General features: G+C 71.1%; 20 protein-coding genes and 1 pseudogene. 14 read left to right on the top strand and 7 right to left on the bottom strand.

Annotated elements, in window-relative coordinates:
• Window positions 1-27: 27 nt before the first annotated feature.
• The 3 genes from AC067M_RS29270 to AC067M_RS29260 all read right to left on the bottom strand — a co-directional run bounded on the left by AC067M_RS29270 (window position 28) and on the right by AC067M_RS29260 (window position 3,913).
• Complete coding sequence (locus AC067M_RS29270) at window positions 28-1,002, bottom strand: acyl-ACP desaturase (RefSeq protein ID WP_478700034.1); 975 nt, start codon at window positions 1,000-1,002, stop codon at window positions 28-30.
• 228 nt (window positions 1,003-1,230) lie between these two features.
• The gene (gene ddaH, locus AC067M_RS29265) at window positions 1,231-2,007 is read right to left on the bottom strand and encodes a dimethylargininase (RefSeq protein WP_478700033.1); all 777 of its coding nucleotides are present in this window, start codon (window positions 2,005-2,007) and stop codon (window positions 1,231-1,233) included.
• Between the two features lie 268 nt (window positions 2,008-2,275).
• A complete protein-coding gene (locus AC067M_RS29260) occupies window positions 2,276-3,913 on the bottom strand; it encodes an ABC-F family ATP-binding cassette domain-containing protein (RefSeq protein WP_478700032.1) in 1,638 nt (545 codons plus the stop codon).
• A 357-nt stretch (window positions 3,914-4,270) separates the two neighbouring features.
• Here AC067M_RS29260 and AC067M_RS29255 point away from each other — a divergent pair, with 357 nt between their 5' ends.
• Entirely contained in the window at window positions 4,271-5,119 is an 849-nt protein-coding gene (locus AC067M_RS29255) for an isocitrate lyase/PEP mutase family protein (protein WP_478700031.1), read from the top strand.
• Window positions 5,120-5,149: 30 nt separating this feature from the next.
• Here AC067M_RS29255 and ssgD read toward each other — a convergent pair whose 3' ends face one another.
• Window positions 5,150-5,563, bottom strand: a complete 414-nt coding sequence (ssgD, locus tag AC067M_RS29250; protein ID WP_478700030.1) for a spore wall synthesis regulator SsgD — start codon at window positions 5,561-5,563, stop codon at window positions 5,150-5,152.
• A gap of 351 nt (window positions 5,564-5,914) precedes the next feature.
• Here ssgD and AC067M_RS29245 point away from each other — a divergent pair, with 351 nt between their 5' ends.
• Window positions 5,915-7,012, top strand: a complete 1,098-nt coding sequence (locus AC067M_RS29245) for a WD40/YVTN/BNR-like repeat-containing protein (RefSeq protein ID WP_478700029.1) — start codon at window positions 5,915-5,917, stop codon at window positions 7,010-7,012.
• Between the two features lie 110 nt (window positions 7,013-7,122).
• Window positions 7,123-7,452 carry a plasmid stabilization protein gene (locus AC067M_RS29240; protein WP_133925605.1) on the top strand — a complete coding sequence of 110 codons (330 nt, stop codon included), beginning with the start codon at window positions 7,123-7,125 and terminating at the stop codon, window positions 7,450-7,452.
• A gap of 3 nt (window positions 7,453-7,455) precedes the next feature.
• Here AC067M_RS29240 and AC067M_RS29235 read toward each other — a convergent pair whose 3' ends face one another.
• A complete protein-coding gene (locus AC067M_RS29235; protein ID WP_478700028.1) occupies window positions 7,456-7,752 on the bottom strand; it encodes a YciI family protein in 297 nt (98 codons plus the stop codon).
• Window positions 7,753-7,794: 42 nt separating this feature from the next.
• On the opposite strand from AC067M_RS29235, the pseudogene AC067M_RS29230 reads away from it, so the two are divergent.
• Both AC067M_RS29230 and mmpA read left to right on the top strand, forming a co-directional pair.
• Window positions 7,795-8,478, top strand: a pseudogene (locus tag AC067M_RS29230) (endonuclease V); the annotation flags it as partial.
• Between the two features lie 579 nt (window positions 8,479-9,057).
• Entirely contained in the window at window positions 9,058-9,204 is a 147-nt protein-coding gene (gene mmpA / locus AC067M_RS29225; RefSeq protein ID WP_478700027.1) for a morphogenic membrane protein MmpA, read from the top strand.
• Window positions 9,205-9,210: 6 nt separating this feature from the next.
• Here the strand turns inward: mmpA and AC067M_RS29220 are convergent, their stop codons facing one another.
• Entirely contained in the window at window positions 9,211-10,401 is a 1,191-nt protein-coding gene (locus AC067M_RS29220; protein ID WP_478700026.1) for a saccharopine dehydrogenase family protein, read from the bottom strand.
• A 201-nt stretch (window positions 10,402-10,602) separates the two neighbouring features.
• On the opposite strand from AC067M_RS29220, the gene AC067M_RS29215 reads away from it, so the two are divergent.
• From AC067M_RS29215 to AC067M_RS29175, 9 genes are all read left to right on the top strand, one after another.
• Complete coding sequence (locus AC067M_RS29215) at window positions 10,603-11,817, top strand: CaiB/BaiF CoA transferase family protein (protein ID WP_478700025.1); 1,215 nt, start codon at window positions 10,603-10,605, stop codon at window positions 11,815-11,817.
• A 43-nt stretch (window positions 11,818-11,860) separates the two neighbouring features.
• The gene (locus AC067M_RS29210) at window positions 11,861-13,075 is read left to right on the top strand and encodes an acetyl-CoA C-acetyltransferase (RefSeq protein ID WP_478700024.1); all 1,215 of its coding nucleotides are present in this window, start codon (window positions 11,861-11,863) and stop codon (window positions 13,073-13,075) included.
• A 56-nt stretch (window positions 13,076-13,131) separates the two neighbouring features.
• Window positions 13,132-15,327, top strand: a complete 2,196-nt coding sequence (locus AC067M_RS29205) for a 3-hydroxyacyl-CoA dehydrogenase NAD-binding domain-containing protein (RefSeq protein ID WP_478700023.1) — start codon at window positions 13,132-13,134, stop codon at window positions 15,325-15,327.
• 185 nt (window positions 15,328-15,512) lie between these two features.
• On the top strand, window positions 15,513-16,982 hold the full coding sequence (locus AC067M_RS29200; protein WP_478700022.1) for an amino acid permease: 1,470 nt from the start codon (window positions 15,513-15,515) through the stop codon (window positions 16,980-16,982).
• Window positions 16,983-17,024: 42 nt separating this feature from the next.
• Window positions 17,025-17,507, top strand: a complete 483-nt coding sequence (locus tag AC067M_RS29195) for a macro domain-containing protein (RefSeq protein WP_478700021.1) — start codon at window positions 17,025-17,027, stop codon at window positions 17,505-17,507.
• Window positions 17,508-18,148: 641 nt separating this feature from the next.
• A complete protein-coding gene (locus AC067M_RS29190; protein ID WP_478700020.1) occupies window positions 18,149-19,456 on the top strand; it encodes an enolase C-terminal domain-like protein in 1,308 nt (435 codons plus the stop codon).
• On the top strand, window positions 19,453-19,686 hold the full coding sequence (locus AC067M_RS29185; protein WP_478700019.1) for a hypothetical protein: 234 nt from the start codon (window positions 19,453-19,455) through the stop codon (window positions 19,684-19,686). Before AC067M_RS29190 ends, AC067M_RS29185 begins: the two co-directional genes overlap by 4 nt.
• A gap of 119 nt (window positions 19,687-19,805) precedes the next feature.
• Window positions 19,806-19,982 (top strand): hypothetical protein, encoded by a 177-nt coding sequence (locus AC067M_RS29180; RefSeq protein ID WP_478700018.1) that lies wholly within the window; start codon window positions 19,806-19,808, stop codon window positions 19,980-19,982.
• 101 nt (window positions 19,983-20,083) lie between these two features.
• Window positions 20,084-22,528: a glycosyl hydrolase family 95 catalytic domain-containing protein gene (locus AC067M_RS29175; protein ID WP_478700017.1), complete on the top strand. Its 2,445-nt coding sequence runs from the start codon at window positions 20,084-20,086 to the stop codon at window positions 22,526-22,528.
• Between the two features lie 234 nt (window positions 22,529-22,762).
• On the opposite strand, the gene AC067M_RS29170 is transcribed toward AC067M_RS29175, so the two are convergent.
• Window positions 22,763-24,268 carry a M1 family metallopeptidase gene (locus AC067M_RS29170; RefSeq protein ID WP_478700016.1) on the bottom strand — a complete coding sequence of 502 codons (1,506 nt, stop codon included), beginning with the start codon at window positions 24,266-24,268 and terminating at the stop codon, window positions 22,763-22,765.
• Window positions 24,269-24,457 lie beyond the last annotated feature (189 nt).

Raw genomic sequence — 24,457 nt, 5'->3', positions numbered from 1 at the left:
TCCGCTCGCTCGCCGCGAGCGGAGCGATCACGCGCCGGCGCGTGCCGCCATCCGCGCCTTGCGCGCGGCCAGCTTCTCGTCGAACTTCAGGGCCTCCGCGTCCAGACCGCCCATGAACAGACCGAGCTCCTCCTGCGCCTGCCGCCCCTCGGGGCCGAGACCGTCGATCTCCAAGACCTTCAGGAAGCGCAGGACGGGCTGGAGCACGTCGTCGTGGTGGATGCGCAGGTTGTAGACCTCGCCGATCGCCATCTGCGCGGCGGCCCGCTCGAAGCCGGGGATGCCGTGGCCGGGCATGCGGAAGTTCACGACGACGTCCCGCACCGCCTGCATGGTGAGGTCGGGGGCGAGCTCGAAGGCGGCCTTCAGCAGGTTCCGGTAGAACACCATGTGCAGGTTCTCGTCGGTCGCGATGCGCGCCAGCATGCGGTCGCAGACCGGGTCGCCGGACTGGTGGCCAGTGTTGCGGTGGGAGATGCGGGTCGCCAGCTCCTGGAAGGAGACGTAGGCGATCGAGTGCAGCATCGAGTGGCGGTTGTCGGACTCGAAGCCCTCGCTCATGTGGGACATGCGGAACTGCTCCAGCTTGTCCGGGTCCACCGCGCGCGAGGCGAGCAGGTAGTCGCGCATCACGATGCCGTGCCGGCCCTCCTCCGCGGTCCAGCGGTGCACCCAGGTGCCCCAGGCGCCGTCACGGCCGAAGAGGCTGGCGATCTCGTGGTGGTAGCTGGGGAGGTTGTCCTCGGTGAGCAGGTTCACGACGAGGGCGATACGGCCGATCTCGGTGACCTTGGACTGCTCCTTGTCCCAGGCCTCGCCGTCCTCGAAGAAGCCGGGGAAGTTGCGGGCGTCGCTCCACGGCACGTACTCGTGCGGCATCCAGTCCTTGGTGACCTTCAGATGCCGATTGAGTTCGTTCTCGACCACTTCCTCCAGCGCGTACAGCAGTTTGGCGTCGGTCCAGACGGCGGGGCTGCCAAGGTGAGGGGTGGCGATCGTCACGTGGTACTCCAGGGGGACGTCTAGCAGAGCGGAACAAACCCGGCTGGGGGCGCGGGAACTTACGGGATCGTAGGCTACGAACCCGTAGGTTACGAAGCCGTAGGTTAAGGGCGTCGTAAAGAGCGCTGATCAGCAGGTGTGCCGCAGGTCACCCGAAAGGTGGCGTGAGCATGAAAACAGCCCCGGGACGCGCAGGTCCCAGGGCTGAAGGCGTGGGGCGTCCACCCGTCAGGCGTACAGCTCCCGCAATCGTACCGAGAGGCATGTCACACAGCCCTCGAGCTTCTCGAACTCGCTGATGTCCACCACGACCGGCTCGAATCCGAGATCCGCGAGCAGGTCGGCCGTCTTGGGCGCGCTCGCCGCCATGAGCAGCTTGTCGCCGCCGAGCAGTACGACGTGGCCGCCGGCCTCCTCGGGCACCGACAGGAAGCGCGGGAACAGCGCGGGCCGGTCCACCTTCGGGATGTGGCCGATCACCGTCCCGTCGGGCAGTGCGGTGACCGCCGACTTCAGGTGCAGCACCTTGCTCACCGGCACGGCGACGACCCGCGCGCCCAGCGGTTCGAAGGCGGCGCGCAGCTGCTGGACGCCGGCCGCGTTGGTGCGACCGCCCCGGCCGACGTAGATCGTGTCGCCGACCTTCAGCACGTCGCCGCCGTCCAGCGTGCCCGGCTCCCAGATCCAGTTCACCGAGCAGCCGAGGCGGGCCACGGCCTCCTCGACCCCGGCGGTCTCCTCGCGCCGCGACTCGGCGCCGGGCCGCGCTATCAGGGCGACGTTCTTGTACATGACCACCGTGTCCTCGACGAACACGGAGTCGGGGAAGTCGTCGGCCGGGTCCACCTCGATCGTCTCCCAGCCGTGGGTGCGCAGCGCCTCCGTGTAGGCCTCCCACTGCTCCAGGGCGAGCCCGGCGTCGACCTTCTCCCGCGCGATGTGCGTCACCAGGCCTTCGGCGAGGCGCGGGCTGGGGCGGCGGATGAGGGCCTTCTTGCTGGGCACGTCCAGGTCTCCGAATCGGCTGAGGGTGTCGGCGCCCCTGAAGCGGCACCGACAGGCCATCATGCAGCGCCGGTCCGCCCCCACAAAACCCCACCCACCGGCCCGTGCCCCTCCTGAGACGCTCCGCAGACCCACCACCCGGCCGCCGGAGCCGCCCCCACGAGCCGGCGCCCAGCGCCCCGACCCGTCCTCAGGAGCCTGCCCGCTCCGCCGTCAGAGGCCTCCTCCCCTGGAGCCTGCCCGCTCCGCCGTCAGAGGCACCCTCCTCTCAGGAGCCCGCCGGCCCCGCTTGCCCCACCGCCTCCGGTGTGGTGTGGATGAGTTCGCCGTCCAGGAGCAGCCAGCGGGTGATGCCGATCGATTGCAGGAAGGGGAGGTCGTGGCTGGCCACGATCAGTGTTCCCTCGTACGACTCCAGGGCCGTGGTGAGCTGGCGCACGCTCGCCATGTCGAGGTTGTTCGTCGGCTCGTCCAGCATCAGCAGTTGCGGCGCGGGCTCGGCGAGCATCAGCGCGGCCAGTGCGGCCCGGAAGCGTTCGCCGCCGGAGAGGGTCGCCGCCCGCTGGTCGGCACGGGCGCCCCGGAACAGGAAGCGGGCCAGCCGTGCCCGGACCCGGTTGTTGGTGGCACCCGGAGCGAACCGGGCCACGTTCTCGGCGACGGTCAGCTCGTCGTCGAGGACGTCGAGCCGTTGTGGCAGGAACCGCAGCGGTACGTGCGCCCGCGCCTCGCCCGACACCGGCGCCAGCTCCCCGGCGATCGTGCGCAGCAGCGTCGTCTTGCCCGCGCCGTTGCGGCCGATCAGCGCGACCCGCTCCGGCCCGCGCAGGTCGAGCCCTCCGGCCACCCGGGCCCCGTACGCCAACTCCAGGTCCAGGAGGGTGAGGACGGTACGGCCCGGCGGTACGGCGGTGTAGGGCAGGTCGATACGGATCTCGTCGTCGTCCCGTACGGCCTCCACCGCCTCGTCGAGCCGTTCCCTGGCCTCGGCGAGCTTCTCCTCGTGCATGATGCGGTGCTTGCCCGCGGACTCCTGGGCCGCGCGCTTGCGTGCCCCCATGACGATCTTCGGCTCGCGCTTGCTGTCCCACATCTTCTGCCCGTACCGCTTACGGCGGGCCAACTTGACCTGAGCGTCGACCAGTTCGCGCTTCTGCTTGCGGAAGTCGGCCTCGGCGACCCGCACCATGCGCTCCGCCGCCTCCTGCTCGGCGGCGAGCGCCTCCTCGTAGGCGGAGAAGTTGCCGCCGTACCAGGTGATCTCACCCGAGTGCAGATCGGCGATCTGGTCGACCAGGTCGAGGAGTTCGCGGTCGTGGCTGACCACGACCATCACACCCGGCCAGGACGCCACCGCCGCGTACAGCCGCCGGCGCGCGTACACATCGAGGTTGTTGGTGGGCTCGTCGAGCAGCAGGACGTCCGGCCGGCGCAGCAGCAGCGCGGCGAGCCGGAGCAGGACGGACTCGCCCCCCGACACCTCGCCGACCGTACGGTCCAACTCGACGTGACCGAGCCCGAGTTCGCCCAGCGTGGCCAGGGCGCGCTCCTCCACGTCCCAGTCGTCGCCCACGGTCTCGAAGTGGGCCTCGGTCACGTCGCCCGCCTCGATGGCGTGCAGCGCGGCCCGCTGGGCGGCGATACCGAGGGCCTCGTCGACGCGCAGCGCCGTGTCGAGCGTGACGTTCTGCGGGAGGTAACCCACCTCGCCCGCCACGCGGATGACGGTGCCGTCGGCGGGGGTGAGTTCCCCGGCGATCAGCTTCAACAGGGTTGATTTCCCGGAGCCGTTGACGCCGACAAGTCCGGTCCTGCCGGGGGCGAAGGCGACGTCGAGGTCCTCGAAGACGGGCGTGCCGTCGGACCAGGTGAACGAGAGGGAGGTACAGGCGATGGAACTATGCATACGGGCCTCGCGGTTGCTGGATGCGGTCGGGGAGCAACGCGTGTCGAGACACCGGGGTGGCGACCACTCACGAAGGCCGGACGAGGAGCCGAGGGAACATGAGAGAAGCCCTGCTCCGTCAAGGACGGCTCGGATGCCGAGGTCGCACGCGGCGTCCACACCTCACGGGTGTGGAGCGGTGTCTCAGGACCTCAGACGAGCAACGTCCTTCTCCAATCGACGGCAACAGAACCGTTGTACACCGTAGGAAGGATCTGAAGGGCTGTCAACGGAATTACGCGGGACCGGTCGCGGGCCCGCACGCTGATGTCGGATTTCCGCCAGCTCCCGCCCACGCCCGGTGCTTGAGTGATCCGCATGACGACCAGCTCCACGAACGAGAACCCCGTCCGTGACCGCGCCCTCGCCTTCCACGCCCTGCATGTCCCGGGGCGGCCCCTGGTGCTGCCGAACGCCTGGGACACCGCGGGTGCCCGCATCGTCGAGGACGCGGGGGCGGCCGCCGTGGCCAGCACGAGCGCCGGGGTCGCCTGGGCCCTCGGCGCGGCCGACGGCGACCGGCTGGAGCGCGACCGGGCCGTGGCGGCGGTCGCGGCCATCGCCGCCGCGGTCCGTGTCCCGGTGAGCGCGGACATCGAGGCCGGCTACGCCTCGGACCCGGCCGGAGTCGCCGACACGGTCCGCGCGGTGCTCGCCGCGGGTGCCGTCGGTATCAACATCGAGGACGCACTGTACGAGGGCGGGGCGGGGCCGCTGCGGGCGGTCGCCGAGCAGGCCGAGCGGATCGCCGCCGCTCGTGAGGCCGCCGACGCCGAGGGCGTGCCGTTGTTCGTCAACGCCCGGATCGACACCTTCCTGGCGGATGCCGGGGGAGTGGACCTCACCCTGGAGCGGGCCGCCGCCTTCCGCGCCGCGGGCGCCGACGGGATCTTCGTCCCCGGAGCCGTCGACCGGGAGACCGTCAAGCTCCTCGTGGACGGCGTGGACGGACCGCTGAACGTGCTGGTCGGCCCCGGCGCACTCCCCGTCGCCGAACTGGCCGGCCTGGGTGTCGCGCGCGTGAGCGCCGGATCGGCCATCGCCCAGGCCGCCCACGCCCTCGTCCGTCGCGCCGCGCGGGAGCTGCTGGAGGCGGGGACGTACGAAACACTGACCGACGCGTTCGACTACGGCGAGCTGAACACGCTGCTCGGCGCGGGGCGTTAGGCGCCCGACCGGCTCGCCGACCTGCCCCTCTCAGGCGTCCCGCATCAGCTCCGCCAGGTCGTGGTCCAGGTCGAGCTGGAGGTGTTCCAGGCCGGCCGGCACCAGCTCACCCGTGGCGTCCAGGAAGCGGCGTATCTCGCCCGAGCGGACGTGGACGATCGCGGTGCCCTCGGGGGCGTGGAACTCCAGGACCGTACGGTCGTACCCGTACGGGCGGACGCGGACGTCGCCGTGGCCCTCGGCATCCTGCAGGCCGGCGGCGAGCAGGTCGCGGGCGAACGTCCAGCAGACCTCCACGCCCTCCAGGGTGGCCGGGGCGGGGAAGGTCATGCGGACGGCGAACGGGTCACGGCGGTCGTAGTGCAGGGTGGCGGGAATGCTCGGCATCCGCGGCGCGGCGGCGACGAGGCGGGCCTCTACGGGCTGCTCGATGACGGTGGACAACGCCTTGCTCCCTTGGTGACGGCTGGACAGACCTTCCGGGCGGATGAGGCCGGGCATGGGAAGAGACGACGGAATCGGCCAATCCGTGTACAGAAAGTCGAGTGACCTCGGTCACCGCGTTCATTCACAGGAGTGGCGCAACTCTCCTCCCATGCAGGAAAGGGCACTTGGGGCGATCGGGGACACCTCGGGACGGCCCGGACGAGGTCATCTGGACGGCTCATGGGTGGTCGGCTAGCTTCGCCCGCCATGAGGCGCTTGGGGAACACGCGACGCACGAGACAGGTGACACGGACGGAACGCGGGACCGGACGAGGGGCGGGGCGAGGGGCGGGGCGTACGGCCCGGGCGGTGGCCGCGGCAGTGGCCTGTGCGGCGGCACTGGCCGCCCTGACCGCCGTACCCGCGCAGGCGCAGGCGCACGTGCAGACGCCAGGGCAGCGCACCCCGCACGGGGGCCTCCCCTCACACGGCACCCCGCACTGGGCCCTCAAGGACAGCGGCACCCCGGACGTGCGGTTCCGCGGGCTCGCGGCCGTCGGCCGGAACACCGCCTGGGTGGCCGGAACCCAGGGCACCGTGCTGCGCACCACGGACGCCGGGAAGAGCTGGCGGAACGTCTCACCGCCGGGCGCCTCCGAGTTGCAGTTCCGGGACATCGAGGCGTTCGACGCGCGGCGCGCCGTGGTGCTGGCCATCGGCGAGGGCGAGGCGTCCCGCCTCTACCGCACCGACGACGGCGGCACGACCTGGACCGAATCCTTCCGCAACACGGACACGCGAGCCTTCTACGACTGCCTCACCTTCTTCGACCGCCGCCACGGCCTCGCGATGAGCGACCCGGTCGACGGAAAGTTCCGCATCCTGTCGACGAGCGACGGCGGCCGCTCCTGGAAGGTGCTTCCCGACGACGGGATGCCGGCCGCACTGGACGGCGAGGCCGGGTTCGCGGCCAGTGGCCAGTGCCTGGTCTCCTCCGGCTCCCGGGACGTCTGGCTGGCCACCGGCGGCGGCGCCCACGCGCGCGTGCTGCACTCGGCCGACCGCGGCCTGACCTGGACGGCCGGCGACACGCCGATCCCGGCGGGAGACCCGGCCCGCGGTGTCTTCGCGCTCGCCTTCCGCGACCGTACGCACGGACTCGCCGTCGGCGGCGACTACCGCGCCGACCAGCCCTCCCCGCAGGCGGCCGCCACCACCGGCGACGCCGGCCGCGCCTGGCGGCCCGCCACCACGCCCCCGCCCGCCTACCGCTCCGGCGTCGCCTGGCTCCCGCACAGCCGCACCGCCGCCCTCGCGGTCGGCCCCACCGGCACGGACCTGACCACGGACGGCGGCCGCACCTGGCGGACGGTCGACACGGGCTCGTACGACACGGTGGACTGCACCGCCGACCTGGGGTGCTGGGCGGCCGGCGAGAAGGGCCGCGTGGCGCGCCTGGAGAACTGATCCCCGCCGGATGCGGGCCGACCGGGCGAACCGGAGTGCCACATTCGCCCGCAACGGGGTACCCGTTCCCCGAGCAAGAGGCATGAGCGGCACGAGAGGAGTGAACGGACATGCCACGCGGTTCGAGCCCGAAGCGGGAGCGGCAGTACGAGCACATCAAGGAGAGCGCGCAGGACCGGGGCGAGAGCGCCGGGCGCGCCAAGGAGATCGCCGCGCGGACGGTGAACAAGGAACGCGCCCGCTCCGGCGAGTCGAAGACCGCGAGCCGCACCTCCACCCAGGACATGTCGTCCGGCAAGCGGGGCGGCCAGCGGTCCGGCAAGGGCTCCCAGGGGCCCACCTACGACCAGCTCTACGAGGAGGCCAAACGGCGCAACATCCAGGGCCGTTCGGACATGAACAAGCAGCAGCTGCAGCGCGCGCTGGGCAACAAGGGCTGAGCCTCAGCCCGGGGTCTCGCGGTACCGCTCCAACGCCGGCGCCGTCTTCGTCGCGGCGAACTCCGTGACGCGGTACGCGCACACCCCGGCGGTGACGAACGGGTCGCCCGCGGCGACCTCCTCGATCCGGGCGCGGTCCTCGGCGACGGCGAGGATCACCCCGCCGTCGCGAGGGTTCTTGCGCCCGGAAGCGAGGAAGTACCCCTTCGCGTACTGCTCTTCGAGCCACGCCACATGCGCCTCCAGCACGGCGTCGACGGCATCGAGCGGGGCGGTGTACGTCAGCTCCAGTACGAACATGATCGCGAGCCTACCCCCGCAGCCCGTAGGCTCGTCAGCACGATGACGACCGTAGGTGTGCCCGCGGGCTGGCCCGCGACCGAGGAGGAGGCCCGCGCCGTCCAGGACGAGCTGCGGGCGAGAGTGGTGCTCGACGAGCCGGGCCCGCCGCCCGGGACGGGCCATGTGACCGGAGTCGACGTCGCCTACGTCGACGAACTCGACGTGGTGGCGGCCGCTGCCGTCGTCCTGGACGCGGCGACCCTCGACGTCGTCGCCGAGACCACGGCGGTGGGCCGGATCTCGTTCCCCTACGTCCCCGGTCTGCTCGCCTTCCGCGAACTCCCCACCGTCCTGGCCGCCCTCGACGCCCTGCCCTGCTCGCCCGGCCTGGTCGTCTGCGACGGCTACGGCCTGGCCCACCCCCGCCGCTTCGGCCTCGCCACCCACCTCGGCGTCCTCACGGGCCTTCCGACGATCGGCGTGGCCAAGAATCCCTTCACCTTCACGTACGACACCCCCGACACCCCGCGCGGATCCTCGACCCCCCTGATGGCGGACCACGAGGAGGTCGGCCGCGCCCTGCGCACCCGGACGGACACCAAGCCGGTCTTCGTCTCCGTGGGCCACCGCACCACCCTCACCAACGCCTGCGCCCACACCCTCGCCCTCACCCCGAAGTACCGCCTCCCGGAAACGACCCGCACGGCAGATGCGCTGTGCAGGAAGGCACTGCGGGAAGCGACGCGCGGGCGGCTTCCCTCTGCCGGACAGGGCGCCGCGGACCCCACGTGGAGTTGGGGACGCTCCCTGTTCGAGCGTCAGCGCTACCCCTTGTTCTGGGCGGCCCGCGTGCTCGAAGCCGCCGCGGAAGGCCCGGGCCGGACACCGGAGATCGACGCGGCGCTGCGGCTGGCGGACGACCGCGACGCGTGGAGCCGGGGGAGTGAGGTGCTGAGCCTGGTCCGCAAGCGGGAGTTCGCCCCGGGGGGCCGGCTCACGGAGGAGGACCTGCTGCACCGGCTCGCGGAACTGGTCGCCAAACTCGCCCACAACGCCGCAGGGCCCCCGCCGTTCTACGACCCTCACGTCGGGTGGCAGATCGGCCCGCTGGCCGTCCGGCTCGCCGAGGCCGCGCACGACCCCGCGGTACGGGACCGGGTCGAGACCGCGCTGGGGGACTGGCCGCCCACCGACGCCGCCGAAGTGACCGCCGCGGACTGAGAGGGCACGTCCGAGTACCGCGTCCGAGTACCGCGCCTGAGTACCACGTCTGAGTATCCGTACGGATGTGGCCGCCCCGTCATGATCGGCAGGCTTGGGCGCATGACGACGCACCGTGCTCCCAAGCCTCTGGCCGACCCCAACCGGCCCGTCGAGCGTGCCGTGACCGCCGCGCTGGTTCTCGCCCTGCTGGCGGGGCTCGGTTGGATCGGCGGGATGATCTACACGTTGGTGGTCTGGCCGATGTAGGGACGGTCAGCGGGACGCGGCGACACGGAAGGTGATCCCGGCCCCGCGCAGCCGTTCGATGAGGGCGTCGCCCATGGCCACCGCGGTGGTGACCTGGCCGGCCGTCGGCGGGAGGTCGTCGAAGGCGAGGGAGAGCGCCGCCTCGGCGAACATCTTCGCCGTCTCGTCGTAGCCGGGATCGCCGCCCGAGACCTCCGTGAACACACGGCGGCCACCGCCCTCGCCCACGAACCGCACGGAGAACCAGCTCTTCGCCCGCTTCTCGGCACTCGGCCCCTCACCGGGCTTGAGCCGGTCGGACAACCAGCGCCGGGCGGGTGGCACCTGGGCGGCCGCGAAGAGCGCGCCGACGGCCGCGACCCCGCCCACCGCGGCGGGCAGGCTGCGTACGGCCGCGTAGTGGCGGTAGCGGAAGTCGGGCCCGTAGCGCTCCAGCGCCCTCGCCGAGCGGCGCACGATCTGCGGATCGATCGTCGGCAGCGGCAGCGCCCACGCGCCGACCTCCGGGGCGAACCGGGGCGCGCTCGTCGGCGCCGTCGCCCGGCGGCCCACCAGGCGCGGCTCGTGCCGTCCGCGGTCCCGCGCGGCCGCCACCATCTGCCGTCCGCGCGCGAACTGGCCCAGCGCGGAGGAGAACGTGCCGCCCGAGAACGTCGCGTCGGCGGTCACGTAGCCGTCCACGGTCAGCGGCACCCCCTCCGGCAGCTGCTGGACGGTGAAGTACGCGCCCAGGTCGTGCGGAACGGAGTCGAACCCGCACGCGTGCACCAGCCGTGCGCCGGTCTCACGCGCGCGTGCGTCGTGACGCACGTACATCAGGTCCACGAACTCCGGCTCACCGCTGATGTCGAGGTAGTCGGCGCCGGTGTCGGCGCAGCCGGCGACGAGGGCCTCGCCGTAGCGGACGTACGGCCCCACGGTCGTGGCCACCACGCGCGCGTGCTCGGCGAGTGCGCGCAGCGAGGCCGGATCGGACACGTCCGCCCGCAGCACTCCGATGTCCGCGCCGCCGGGCAGCCGCTCGCGCAGCCGCTGGAGCTTCTCCTCGCTGCGGCCCGCGATCGCCCACCGCAGTCCCTCGGGCGCGTGCTGCGCGAGGTACTCCGCGGTGAGTTCACCGGCGAAGCCCGTGGCTCCGAAGAGCACGATGTCGTACGGACGGTCGGTGGGGCGATCCGCCCTGTTCAGCCTGCTCATGACACCCCTCGGGTCGTGTGCTCCGCGCCGTTGTCGGTGGCTGAGGCTAGCGTGAGGAGTGCGGGGCGAGCCGGGCGGCCTGCCGATCGGCTCGGCGCGAGGTACGGTGTCTAAGCGCTTGCTCGCCCAGGTCTTGTGCCGGGTGAAACACGTTCTTAGCATCGCTGGTGGCTACATCGCTCCGTCTCAGCAGGGGGCTGGATGACGACGGCAAGGACGCCGGGGCACGGCCCGCTCGCCGGTGTGCGCGTGGTCGAGCTGGCGGGCATCGGGCCCGCTCCCTTCGCCGCCATGCTCCTCGCCGACCTCGGCGCCGACGTCGTCCGCGTGGACCGCCCGGGCGGCGCCGTCCTCGCGATCGACCCCGAGTACGACGTCACCAACCGCAACAAGCGTTCCGTGGTCGTCGACCTCAAGTCCGCCGACGGCCCCGCCCGCGTCCTCGACCTCGCCGAACGCGCCGACGTGCTCCTGGAGGGCTACCGCCCCGGCGTCGCCGAGCGCCTCGGCGTCGGTCCCGAGGACTGCCACGCCCGCAACCCCCGGCTGGTCTACGGCCGGATGACCGGCTGGGGCCAAGAGGGCCCCCTCGCCCACCGCGCGGGCCACGACATCGCCTACCTCGCCCTCACCGGCACCCTCGGCATGATCGGCGCCCCCGACGCGCCCCCGGCCGTCCCCGCCAACCTGCTCGGCGACTACGCGGGTGGCGCCCTCTACCTCGTCGTCGGTGTCCTCGCCGCCCTGCACCACGCCCGCGCCACCGGCACCGGACAGGTCGTCGACGCCGCCATCGTCGACGGTGCCTCCCACCTCGCCGCGATGATCCACGGCATGCTCGCCGCCGGCGGCTGGCAGGACCGCCGGGGCGCCAACCTCCTCGACGGCGGCTGCCCGTACTACGGCACCTACGAGACCGCCGACGGCCGGTACATGGCGGTCGGCGCGCTGGAGCCGCAGTTCTACGAGGAGTTCCTGGACATCCTCGGCCTGCCCGAGCACACACGGGCGCGCAAGGACATCACCCGTTGGGCCGAACTGCGCGAGGCGGTTTCCGCCCGCTTCCTGACCCGCACGCGCGACGAGTGGACGGCCGTGTTCGAGGGCTCCGACGCGTGCGTGGCGCCCGTCCTGTCGCTGCGTGAGGCCCCGCACCACCCGCACCTCGCCGCCCGCGGCACCTTCACCGACCACGGCGGCGTCACCCAGCCGGCCCCCGCTCCCCGCTTCTCCGCCACCCCGGTCACCGTCCGCAACGGCCCCGCCCGGCCCGGTGCCGACACGGAGGCGGTGGCACGCGACTGGGGGATACCCCGGCTCATCACGTCGGCCGAGGGCGACGCGACGGCGGCACCGTACGACGCCCCGGCAGCAGACCGAGCCCTCGCGACAGACAGCGACGCCCCGGCCGGCTGACCCCGGCCCACCGCTCGGCCCACCCTCCCCGAAAGGCTTACCAGTGAGCACCGAAGCGTACGTGTACGACGCGATCCGCACCCCGCGGGGGCGCGGCAAGGCAGGCGGCGCCCTGCACGGCACGAAGCCCATCGACCTGGTCGTCGGCCTCATCCACGAGCTCCGCGACCGCTTCCCCGGCCTGGACCCGGCCGCCATCGACGACATCGTGCTCGGCGTGGTCGGCCCCGTCGGCGACCAGGGCTCCGACATCGCGCGGATCGCCGCCGTCGCCGCCGGACTGCCGGACACCGTGGCCGGCGTCCAGGAGAACCGCTTCTGTGCCTCGGGTCTTGAGGCCGTCAACATGGCTGCCGCCAAGGTCCGTTCGGGCTGGGAGGACCTCGTCCTCGCGGGCGGCGTCGAGTCGATGTCCCGGGTGCCGATGGCCTCGGACGGCGGCGCCTGGTTCAACGACCCCATGACCAACATCGCCGTCAACTTCGTGCCGCAGGGCATCGGGGCCGACCTGATCGCCACCATCGAGGGCTTCTCCCGGCGGGACGTCGACGAGTACGCGGCCCTCTCGCAGGAGCGGGCGGCCACGGCGTGGAAGGAGGGCCGCTTCGACCGGTCCGTCGTCCCGGTCCGGGACCGCAACGGCCTGGTCGTCCTCGACCACGACGAGCACCCGCGCCCCGGCACGACCGCCGACTCCCTCGCCAAGCTCAAGCCGTCGTTCGCCGACATCGGCGACCTGGGCGGCTTCGACGCCGTCGCCCTGCAGAAGTACCACTGGGTGGAGAAGATCGACCACGTCCACCACGCGGGCAACTCCTCCGGCATCGTCGACGGCGCCTCCCTCGTCGCGATCGGCTCCAAGGAGGTCGGCGAGCGCCACGGCCTGCGCCCGCGCGCGCGGATCGTCTCCGCCGCGGTCTCCGGCTCCGAGCCCACCATCATGCTCACCGGCCCCGCCCCCGCCACCCGCAAGGCACTCGCCAAGGCCGGCCTGACCATCGACGACATCGACCTTGTCGAGATCAACGAGGCCTTCGCGGCGGTCGTGCTGCGCTTCGCGAAGGACATGGGCCTGTCCCTGGACAAGGTCAACGTCAACGGCGGCGCCATCGCCCTCGGCCACCCGCTCGGCGCGACCGGCGCGATGATCCTCGGCACGCTCGTCGACGAACTGGAGCGCCAGGACAAGCGGTACGGCCTCGCCACGCTGTGCGTGGGCGGCGGCATGGGCATCGCGACGATCGTCGAGCGCATCTGAATCCCCGGCGGAATCCGGATCCGAGTGACTTCAGAGACTTCTACGGAGACCCTGTCATGACCGAGAGCACCACCATCCGCTGGGAACAGGACGACACCGGCGTCGTCACCCTCGTCCTCGACGACCCCGGCCAGTCCGCGAACACAATGAACCAGGCGTTCCGCGCGTCGCTCGCCGTGGTCGCGGACCGCCTGGAGGCCGAGCAGGACTCGATCCGCGGCGTCATCCTCACCTCCGCCAAGAAGACCTTCTTCGCCGGCGGCGACCTGCGCGAGCTGATCAAGGTCACGCCCGAGACGGCGCAGGAACTGTTCGAGGGCGGCATGGCCGTCAAGCGCGACCTGCGCCGCATCGAGACCCTCGGCAAGCCCGTCGTCGCGGCGATCAACGGCGCGGCCCTCGGCGGCGGTTTCGAACTCGCCCTCACCTGCCATCACCGCGTGGCCCTGGACGCGCCCGGCTCGAAGATCGGCTGCCCCGAGGTCACCCTCGGCCTGCTGCCCGGAGCCGGCGGCGTCGTGCGCACCGTACGCCTCCTCGGCATCGCGGACGCGCTGCTGAAGGTGCTCATCCAGGGCACTCAGTACAGCCCCCGGCGCGCCCTGGACAACGGCCTGGTCGACGAGGTGGTCGACACCCCGGAGGAACTGCTCGCCAGGGCCCGCGCCTTCATCGACGCCCACCCCGAGTCGCAGCAGCCCTGGGACCGGCCCGGCTACCGCATCCCGGGCGGCACCCCGGCCAACCCGAAGTTCGCGGCGAACCTGCCCGCCTTCCCGGCCTCCTTGCGCAAGCAGACCAACGGCGCCCCCTACCCGGCCCCGCGCAACATCCTCGCGGCCGCCGTGGAGGGCTCCCAGGTCGACTTCGAGACCGCCCAGGTCATCGAGAGCCGCTACTTCGTGGAGCTGGCCGCGGGCCAGACTTCGAAGAACATGATCCAGGCGTTCTTCTTCGACCTCCAGGCCGTCAACTCCGGCGCCAACCGCCCCCAGGGCATCGAGCCGCGCCAGGTCCGCAGGGTCGCCGTCCTCGGCGCCGGCATGATGGGCGCCGGCATCGCTTACTCGTGCGCCCGCGCGGGCATCGACGTCGTCCTGAAGGACGTCTCCCTGGAAGCCGCCGTCAAGGGCAAGGGCTACTCCGAGCAGCTGTGCGCCAAGGCCGTCGCCAAGGGGCGTACGACCCAGGAGAAGGCGGACGAGCTGCTCGCCCGCATCGCCCCCACCGCCGAGGCGGCCGACCTCGCGGGCTGCGACGCCGTCATCGAGGCCGTCTTCGAGGACACGGCGCTCAAGCACAAGGTGTTCCAGGAGATCCAGCACGTCGTCGAGCCGGACGCGCTGCTGTGCTCCAACACCTCCACCCTCCCCATCACCGCCCTCGCCGAGGGTGTGGAGCGCCAGTCCGACTTCATCGGGCTGCACTTCTTCTCGCCCGTCGACAAGATGCCGCTCGTCGAGATCATCAAGGGTGAACGCACCGGTGAGGAGGCGCTCGCGCGCGCCTTCGACCTGGTCCGGCAGATCAAGAAGACGCCGATTGTCGTCAACGACTCGCGCGGGTTCTTCACCTCACGCGTCATCGGGCACTTCATCAACGAGGGCGTGGCCATGGTCGGCGAGGGCGTCGAGCCCGCCTCCGTGGAGCAGGCGGCGGCCCAGGCGGGCTACCCGGCCAAGGTGCTCTCGCTGATGGACGAGCTGACGCTCACCCTCCCGCGCAAGATCCGCGCCGAGTCCCGGCGCGCCGTCGAGGAGGCGGGCGGCACCTGGCAGACGCATCCGGCCGAGGCCGTCATCGACCGCATGGTCGACGAGTTCGGCCGCCCCGGCCGCAGCGGCGGCGCCGGCTTCTACGAGTACGGCGAGGACGGAAAGCGGGCCGGGCTGTGGCCTGGGCTGCGCGAGCACTTCACGCGCGAGGGCACCGAGATCCCCTTCGAGGACATGCAGGAACGCATGCTCTTCGCCGAGGCGCTCGACACGGTCCGGCTCCTGGAGGAGGGCGTCCTCACCTCCGTCGCCGACGCCAACATCGGCTCGATCTTCGGCATCGGCTTCCCCGGCTGGACCGGCGGGATCCTGCAGTACATCAACGGCTACGACGGCGGCGCCGGGGCAGGTGCCGGCCTGCCCGGATTCGTGGCACGCGCGCGTGAACTCGCCGAACGTTACGGCGACCGGTTCACCCCGCCCGCGCTACTGGTGCAGAAGGCCGAGAACGGCGAGACGTTCACCGACGCCCGCTGAGTGACCACCAGTGAGTGAGGACCGTGTGAGGAGTAACGCCATGTGACGTGAATTGCCACATGCGACGGGTGCCTCCGGGAAGGCGCAGTCTCGGTCCGTGCCGCCTACAGGGTGGTACGGGCCGAGTCACGTACGGATACCCGAGGGAGACCCCGCTCGGGGCGCACCAGAGAGTGGTACCACCCGTGAGCAGCAAGGACGCCGCGCAATCGGCACAGGTCGTCACCCGGACCCGGGCGACACAATCGCCCGCGGACGCGGGCGACGCCGGCTACAGCAAGGACCTCAAGCACCGCCACGTCAACATGATCGCCATCGGCGGCGCGATCGGCACCGGCCTCTTCCTGGGCGCCGGTGGCCGTCTGCACAGCGCGGGCCCGGCGCTCGCGCTGGCCTACCTCGTCTGCGGAGTCTTCGCCTTCTTCGTCGTGCGGGCCCTGGGCGAACTGGTCCTCTACCGCCCCTCCTCGGGTTCCTTCGTGTCGTACGCGCGCGAGTTCCTCGGCGAGAAGGGCGCGTACGTCGCCGGCTGGATGTACTTCCTGAACTGGTCGACGACCGGAATCGCCGACATCACCGCGATCGCGCTCTATACGCACTACTGGAGCTTGTTCACGGACATCCCCCAGTGGGTGCTCGCCCTGATCGCGCTCGCCGTGGTCCTGGCCGTCAACCTGATCTCGGTGAAGTACTTCGGCGAGATGGAGTTCTGGTTCGCGATCATCAAGGTCGCCACGCTCGTCGGCTTCATGCTCGTCGGTGTCTTCCTGCTGGCCACCCAGCACCAGGTGGACGGAGCCACGCCCGGCATGGACGTGGTCACCGACAACGGCGGCGTCTTCCCGCACGGCGTGATGCCCGTCGTCCTCGTCATGCAGGGCGTGATCTTCGCGTACGCCGCGCTCGAGCTCGTCGGCGTCGCCGCGGGCGAGACCTCGGAGCCCGAGAAGGTCGTCCCGCGCGCGGTGAACTCGATCATGTGGCGCGTCGGTCTGTTCTACGTCGGCTCGGTCGTCCTGCTCGCCCTGTTGCTGCCCGGCTCGGTCTACTCGGCCGACCAGAGCCCCTTCGTGACCGTCCTGTCGAAGATCGGCGTCCCGGCGGCCGGCGACGTGATGAACCTGGTCGTCCTCACGGCCGCGATGTCCTCCCTGAACTCCGGCCTGTACTCCACCGGCCGCATCCTGCGCTCCATGGCCATGGCGGGCTCTGCCCCCAGGTTCACCGCCCGCATGAACCGCTCCCAGGTCCCCTACGGCGGCATCCTGCTCACCTGCGCGGTGTGCGTGCTGGGCGTCGGCCTGAACTACCTGGTGCCGAGCCAGGCCTTCGAGATCGTGCTCAACATCGCCTCGCTCGGCGTCGTCAGCACCTGGGTGATCATCATGATCTGCCACCTGGTCTTCGTCCGCCGCGCCAGGGCGGGCCTTCTCGCCCGGCCCTCCTTCCGCCTCCCCGGCAGTCCGGTCACGGAGATCACCACGATCGCCTTCCTGCTCGCCGTGCTGGGCCTGATGTGGAACGACCCCGCGGTCGGCCGCAAGACGCTCCTCCTCGTCCCGGTGATCGCCGTCGCCCTCGTCGCGGGCTGGTTCGCGGTCCGCCGCCGGGTCACCAAGGCCGCCGACCGAGAGCTGTCCGACCTCGCGAAGTAGCAGGTCGGAGCCGCTGTCAGTGGCATCGCCTACGGTGGCGTCATGTCGGAGATCATGTATGTCCGGGGTGACGCCACCGTGCCGTCGGCCAAGGGCGTCAAGATGATCGCCCACGTCTGCAACGACATCGGGGGATGGGGGAAGGGCTTCGTCGTCGCGCTGTCCCGCCGCTGGCCGGGACCCGAGGAGGCCTACCGCGCCTGGCACCGCGAGCGCGCGTCGAACGACTTCGGCCTGGGCGCGCTCCAGTTGGTCCAGGTCGAGCCGTACGTGTGGGTGGCCAACATGATCGGCCAGCGGGGCATCCGAACGGGCAGCAAGGGCGTCCCCGTGCGCTACGAGGCCATCGACGCGGCGCTGGCCCGCCTGGCCGACGAGGCCCTCGCCCGCGAGGCCTCCGTGCACATGCCCCGGATAGGCTGCGGCTTGGCCGGCGGGAAGTGGTCCCGCGTCGAGCCGCTGATCACCGAGCGGCTGGTGAGGCGTGGCGTCGCCGTGACGGTCTACGACCACGGGTCGCCGTGACGCAGTACGACCATGGCTCGTTGGTGACCGCGCGGGCGGCGCAGCGCCTGGGCCGGCACACCACGGGTGTGTCCACACCTCTTTCCGGGCGCGCTGCTGCCCTGGCCTCCGATCCGGTTCCGGTGGACTTCGCCGCCTGAGGGCATGATGCGCCCTTCCCAAGACCACTGCCACCCGCGGCCCCGTATCTCGTCAGCACTTAAAGCTCGCGCAGACAGGCGGCGTGGGCAGCCCCGGCAACAAGGCGGGCACGGGCGCCAGGCGGTCGACGGCCTGGACAGGCCCGACCTTCCTGCCGGGGCGGCCGTCGAGGGGCCGCAGCGTCCGTGGGTGCCCAGCGAGTGGACCTGTGGTGGTCGAGGTGCGTGCGCAGCGGCACCTTGACAAGACATCCCATGGCCTTGGAGGCAGAGGTGGCTCGCCTGAGGCCGCCACGATCAGTGAGGCGGATAACCGCAGGAATTGTGGTCACATATATAAATTTCCGCCGCAGGTATGGACATGGCGTTCGAGCGGTCGTTAAATCCATCCCATGTCCGAAACCTGTTGTTCTACAGGGACTGCCATCGACGCTTGACGGCAGGTGGTTTCCATGACTCCGAACCGACACCACGGCCCCCGGGCCGGGATGGCCGGGCACCATGACTGAACTGATCAGCGCCGTGGAGACGGTGGACGTACGGTTCCCGACCTCACGCGAACTCGACGGCTCCGACGCCATGAACCCAGAACCCGACTACTCGGCCGCCTATGTGACGATCCGTACGAGCGGTGGTGACGAGGGACACGGGCTGGCCTTCACCGTGGGGCGCGGCAACGACGTCGAGGTCGCCGCTGTACGGGCCCTGGCCCCCTTGGTGGTCGGGCTGCCGGTGGAGGAGGTCCTGGACGATCTCGGGGGCTTCTCCCGGCGGTTGACCGGAGACAGCCAACTGCGCTGGCTGGGACCGGAGAAGGGCGCCATCCACATGGCCGCCGCGGCGATCGTCAACGCTGTGTGGGACCTGTACGGGCGCCGCACGGGAAAGCCGGTCTGGCGGCTGCTGTCCGAACTGTCACCGGAGCAGCTCGTCGCCCTGGTCGACTTCCGCTACCTGGAGGACGCGCTGACCCGCGACGAGGCGCTGGAGATCCTGCGCCGTGCGGAGCCGGGCCGCGCCGGACGCACCGCCCACCTGCTGGAGCACGGCTATCCGGCGTACACGACGACACCGGGCTGGCTCGGCTACGACGACGAGAAGCTGGTGCGGCTGTCCAAGGAGGCGGTCGCCGACGGTTTCTCCCAGATCAAGCTGAAGGTGGGCGCCGACCTCGACGCCGACGTCCGCAGGCTGCGGCTGGCCCGCGAGGCGGTCGGTCCGGACATCCGGATCGCCGTGGACGCCAACCAGGCCTGGGGAGTTCAGCAGGCGATCGACTGGATGGGCTCGCTCGCCCCCTTCGACCCGTATTGGATCGAGGAACCCACCTCACCCGACGACGTCCTCGGACATGCCACAGTCCGCAGGGCTCTGGCACCCGTGAAGGTGGCCACCGGCGAACACACCCACAACCAGGTGATGTTCAAGCAGCTCCTCCAAGCGGAAGCGTTGGACGTCCTGCAGATGGACGCCAGCCGCACCGCCGGGGTCACGGAGAACGTCGCCATCCTGCTGCTCGCCGCCAAGTTCGGGGTCCCGGTCTGCCCGCACGCCGGCGGTGTGGGACTCTGCGAGATGGTGCAGCACCTGGCGATGTTCGACTACGTCGCCGTCAGCGCCAGCACCGAGAACCGTGTGATCGAGTACGTCGACCATCTGCACGAGCACTTCACCGCCCCCGTGCGTATCCGCGACGGCCGCTACCTCGCACCGACCGCTCCCGGCATCAGCGCTCAACTGCACCCGGCCTCCGTGGCAGCCCACCGCTACCCGGACGGTCCCGTGTGGCAGGAGGAGGCCGGCACATGAGCGACGATCCGCCCGAGGTCGCGGGCCTGAGAGCGATTGTCACCGGCGGCTCCTCCGGCATCGGCCTGGCCCCCGCACACCTGCTCGGCGGCATCGACATCCTGGTCGACCACGCCGGGATCGGCGCCCAGCGCACCATCGAGGACCACCCCGACGACGAGGGGCACAGCGTCTTCGACGCCAACGCCCTCTCCCTCACCCGGGCGACCGCCGCCGACCTCTTACCCTGAGGAATCCGCGGCGACCCAGTCACCCCCCCGGCACCGCTGACACTTCGTGGATCAGGCGCCTGCTGGAGCGCGCCGCCGACCCCGAGGCAGAACGCGCCGCCCTCACGCCCGCCGTCCCCGTGGGACGCAGGGCCACCGCCGACGAGGTGCCGCGGCCATCACCTGCCTCGCGAGCCCACTTCACCGGCAAGAAGTCCCTCGACTCCGACTGGGACTCGTACCTCAAGAACCTCGACCAGCTCGGGCTGAAGCGCTTCCTGGAGATCTACCAGCAGGCGTACGACAAGACACACTGATCCGGGATGGCCGGTACCGTCGAGCGCGGCAGACGGTACCGGCCGCCCACGGATACACATGTCCGGGCACTTGAATCACACTCACCAAGGACAGGAAAGCCATGCACTCCGTACGCCCCCCAGCGGGCGCCACGACCGCGTCCTCGCCGGCCCTGGTCGCGCTGCCCGACCGGGGAATCCATGACGCCGCTCCCGCCGATTCGTGGACCGACGGCTTCCTCACCGGCAACGGCGAATACGGGGCCGTGGTGTACGGGGACCCGGCGCTGGAGAAGGTCGTCCTCGACCACCACCGCCTCGTCCTGCCGAACAGCACCCGCGATGTCACCCCGCCGGTGCTCGCCGACCGGCTGGAAGCGGTGCGGGACAAGGCGCTGGCCGGGGACTACGCCGGAGCGAGCCGGGACTTCGCCGCCGGATGGGAACTGCGCTGGACCCAGACGTACCACCCCGCCTACGAGCTCCGGATCGCCACCGTGGACGCCCCCGCCGCCGACCGGTACGACCGGTACACGCGGGTCACCGACTTCCGCACGGGCGAGGTCACCTCCGCCTGGACGGACGCGCACGGCACCTGGTCGCGCCGGATCTTCGTCTCCCGTGCCGACCGGGTCGTCGTCCACGAACTGGTGCCGGCCCCGGGCCGTACCGTCGACGTCACCCTGGGCGTGCACACCGCGCTCGACGACACCGCGACCGACCACGGCGGGGGCGACACCCTGCACACCCGCATGACGTTCACCACCCTGGCCGACGTCGGTGAGGGCTCCGGGTGGCTGAACCTACGAGGCACCTACCCCGAGAAACTCGGCGCCTACGGCTACGAGGGCGTCACCCGCGTCGTGCCCACCGGCGGCACGGTCGCCGTCAGCGGCTCGACCGTCGTCGTGACGGGGGCGGCCAGGCTCACCCTCCTGACCCGGCTGGACAGGTACGAGACGCCCACCGCCTGGCACGCCCGGCCCCTGCACGCGGGCCTGGCCGCCCTGGAATCCGACTACGAGGTACTGCTCGCCCGGCACACGAAGATCCACTCGGAACTGTACGACCGTTCCCGCCTCGACCTGAACGTCCCCGAGGCCGACCGCCAGTTGTCGACCACCGAGCTGATCACACGTCAGAACGCCGACCGCACGGTCATCGAGCCGGCGCTGCTGGAGCGGCTCTACGCCTCGGGCCGCTACCTCTTCCTCAGCTCCAGCGGCATCCTGCCGCCCCGTCTGACCGGCATCTGGACGGGAGCGTGGACCGCCGCCTGGGCCGGTGACTTCACCACCGACGCCAACGTCAACCTCCAGGTCGCGGGCGGCAACATCCTCGACCTCACCGAGGCCATGGAGGGCTACTTCGACCTGATCCTCGGTCAGCTGGACCACTGGCGCACCAACGCCAAGAACCTTTACGGAGCCCGCGGCTTCCTCGCCCCCTCCCGTACCGACGGCGAGTACGGCCACATGCTGCACTTCAACGGCGGCGACTTCCCCGGCCACTGCTGGACCGGCGGCGCCGACTGGCTGCTCCAGCCGCTTCTGGAGTACTACGAGGTCACCGGCGACCAGGCGTTCCTGCGTGACAAGCTCGGCCCCGCGTTGATGGAACTGGCCCTGTTCTACGAGGACTTCCTCACCCGCACCGACGCGCGCGGCAAGGCGGTCTTCGTACCGTCCTTCTCCATGGAGAACGCTCCGGCCAGCACGGGCGAGCACCTGTCCGTCAACGCCACCGGCGACATCACGGCCGGCAGACACGCCCTGCGGGCCGCCATCGACGCCGCGGGCGCCCTCGGCGTCGAACAGGGCAGCGGCGAGGGCGTCGAACGCTGGACGGCGCTGCTCAGCAGACTCCCCGACTACCGGATCAACGAGGACGGCGCGCTCGCCGAATGGTCCTGGCCCGGACTGACCGACCACTACGACCACCGCCACATCCAGCACCTGTACGCCGCCTGGCCCCTGCACGAGATCAACCCCGAGGAGCGCCCCGACCTCGTGCCCCCGGCTCTCAAGGCGCTCGAACTGCGCGGAGACCAGAACCTCTCCGCACACGGCAGCCTCCATCGCGCCCTGGCGGCCGCCCGGCTCAAGGACGGCGCCCAGGTGTACGACAACCTCCGGAAGATCATCGGCAATGACATGCTCTTCCGGTCGCTGATGACCTCCCACAACCCCGGGCGGCACATCTACAACGCCGACGCGGCGAACGCCCTGCCCGCCGTCCTGGCCGAGGCGCTGCTCCACACGAGGCCGGGCGTTCTGGAACTCCTTCCCGCACTGCCCGAGCAGTGGGACAAGGGCACGATCACCGGCATCCGGGGCCGCGGCGGAATCCGTGTGCACAACCTGGACTGGGATCTGTCCGACGGCACCACGACGGCGACCGTCACCTCGGACCGGACCCAGGACGTCACGCTGATCAGCCGCCGCGGCATCACGGCCGTCACCACCTCCGCACAAGTCGGCCCCTCCATGCTGGGCCCGCATGCCCGGAACATCTCCCTCACCGCCGGGCAACGCGCACGGATCACGATCTCCCTGCCGACGGCCTGACGCACACTGCTGTTGTCCCGCTGCGACGATACGGCTCGAGGCGGGCGCCAACACCCTCCACCGCGGCCTGGGCACAGCCGGTGTCCGCCGTCCGCATCACGCCGCGTGTCGTACGCGGGCGACGCGACCCGGCCGGCCCGCGCCGCCCCCGGGCCCCGTGGCCTGCCCGGCGGCGCCGGCGGGCCCACGCATCCGCATGGGCCCACCGTGCACCGCCGTGCGGGACGCAGCGCGTCAGTGCTCGTGCACGTCGTTCGTCTGCGCGATCTTCTTCCAGGACCGGGGCTGGGCGGGAGCACCCGGCGTTCCCAGCGAGCGCGCCGAGACGGACGCCTCCCGCGCCGCCGGAGCGCTCGGCTTCGACACCTGGAACAGCCAGGTGTCGAACAGGGCGCCCAACTGCTGCCCGGAGACCGCCTCGGCGTACTTCCGGAAGTCGGCGACCGACGCGTTGCCGTACGCGTGCTTCTTGGGCCAGCCCTTCAGCAGGGTGAAGAACGCCTCGTCGCCGATCTCGTTGCGCAGCGCCTGCAGGGCCAGCGCGCCCCGGTCGTAGACCGCGATGTCGAACTGGTTCTCCGGACCCGGGTCACCGGGCTTGACCGTCCAGAACGGGTCGTCGGCCGGGTGCGAGGCGTACACGTAGTCGGCGAGCTCCTGGGCCGTGCCCTCGCCCTCGTGCTCGGACCACAGCCACTGCGCGTACCGCGCGAAGCCCTCGTTGACCCAGATGTCCTTCCACTGGGAGACGGACACGAGGTCGCCGTACCACTGGTGGGCCAACTCGTGCACGACCACGGAGGTGTTCGTCCCGTTCGCGAACTGCCGCGGGCTGTAGTACGGCCGGGTCTGCGTCTCCAGCGCGTACCCGGTGGTCGTGTTCGGCACGTACCCGCCCAGCGCGTTGAAGGGGTACGGCCCGAAGTACTCGGTCAGCCAGTCTGCGATCTCACCGGTACGCTCGATGCTCGCCCGCGCCGCCCCGTAGTTGTCCCCCAGGTCCTTGCTGTAGGCGTTGACGACCGGGATGCCGCTCTCGGTCGTCTGGGTGGTGACGTCGAACTTGCCCACCGCGAGCGTGGCCAGATAGGTGGCCTGCGGCTTGTTGGACCGCCAGTTGTAACGGGTCCACCCGAGCCGGGAACTCGTGGACTGCAGCGTGCCGTTGGAAATGGCCTGCGAACCGTCGGGGACCAGCACCGACACGTCGTAGGTGGCCTTGTCGAGCGGGTGGTCGTTGCTCGGGAACCACCACCAGGCCGCCTCGGGCTCGTTCGCGGCGACCCCGCCGTCCGGAGTGCGGTGCCAGCTCGTGAAGCCGTACGCCTGCTTCGACGACGGCACCCCGCTGTAGCGCACCACGACGGTGACGGCCGTGCCCTTGTCCAGCGGCGTCTTCGGCGTGATCTCCAGCTCGTGCTCACCCGAGGTGGTGAACGACGCCTTCGCGCCGTTGACCCGGACCTCCTCGACGTCCAGCAGGAAGTCCAGATCGAATCGCGACAGGTCCTGCGTCGTGCGGGCCAGCAGCGTCGCGGTGCCCTCCAGCTCGTCCGTGGCGGGCTGGTACTTCAGCCGCAGGTCGTAGTGGGAGACGTCGTATCCGCCGTTGCCGTAGTCCGGGTAGTAGGGGTCGCCGATGCCCGGCGCGCCAGGGGTGTGGCTCGCGGCCGATGCCGGGATCGCCAGCAACAGGGAAGCCGTAGCGAGTGCGCCCGGCGCGATGAATCTGCGGTGCACGAAAGCTCCAAGTCGTTGGGGCAGAAGGTCAGTTCGAAGCCTATTGACTCCCTGTGCCCCCACGCGTGTCCATCACCACCGCTGTCACACGATCGCCATTCGGCCGTCATGGACACACCACTCCGTCAGGCCTCAGGACACGTCCCGTTGCCCTCTTCTGCCCGGGAGTTGACCCCTGTACCGTCCCGC

Source organism: Streptomyces sp. NPDC043427 (assembly GCF_056436655.1).
Note: the sequence above shows the minus strand (reverse complement) of the source record. Positions and strands in the feature narration are given on the sequence as shown.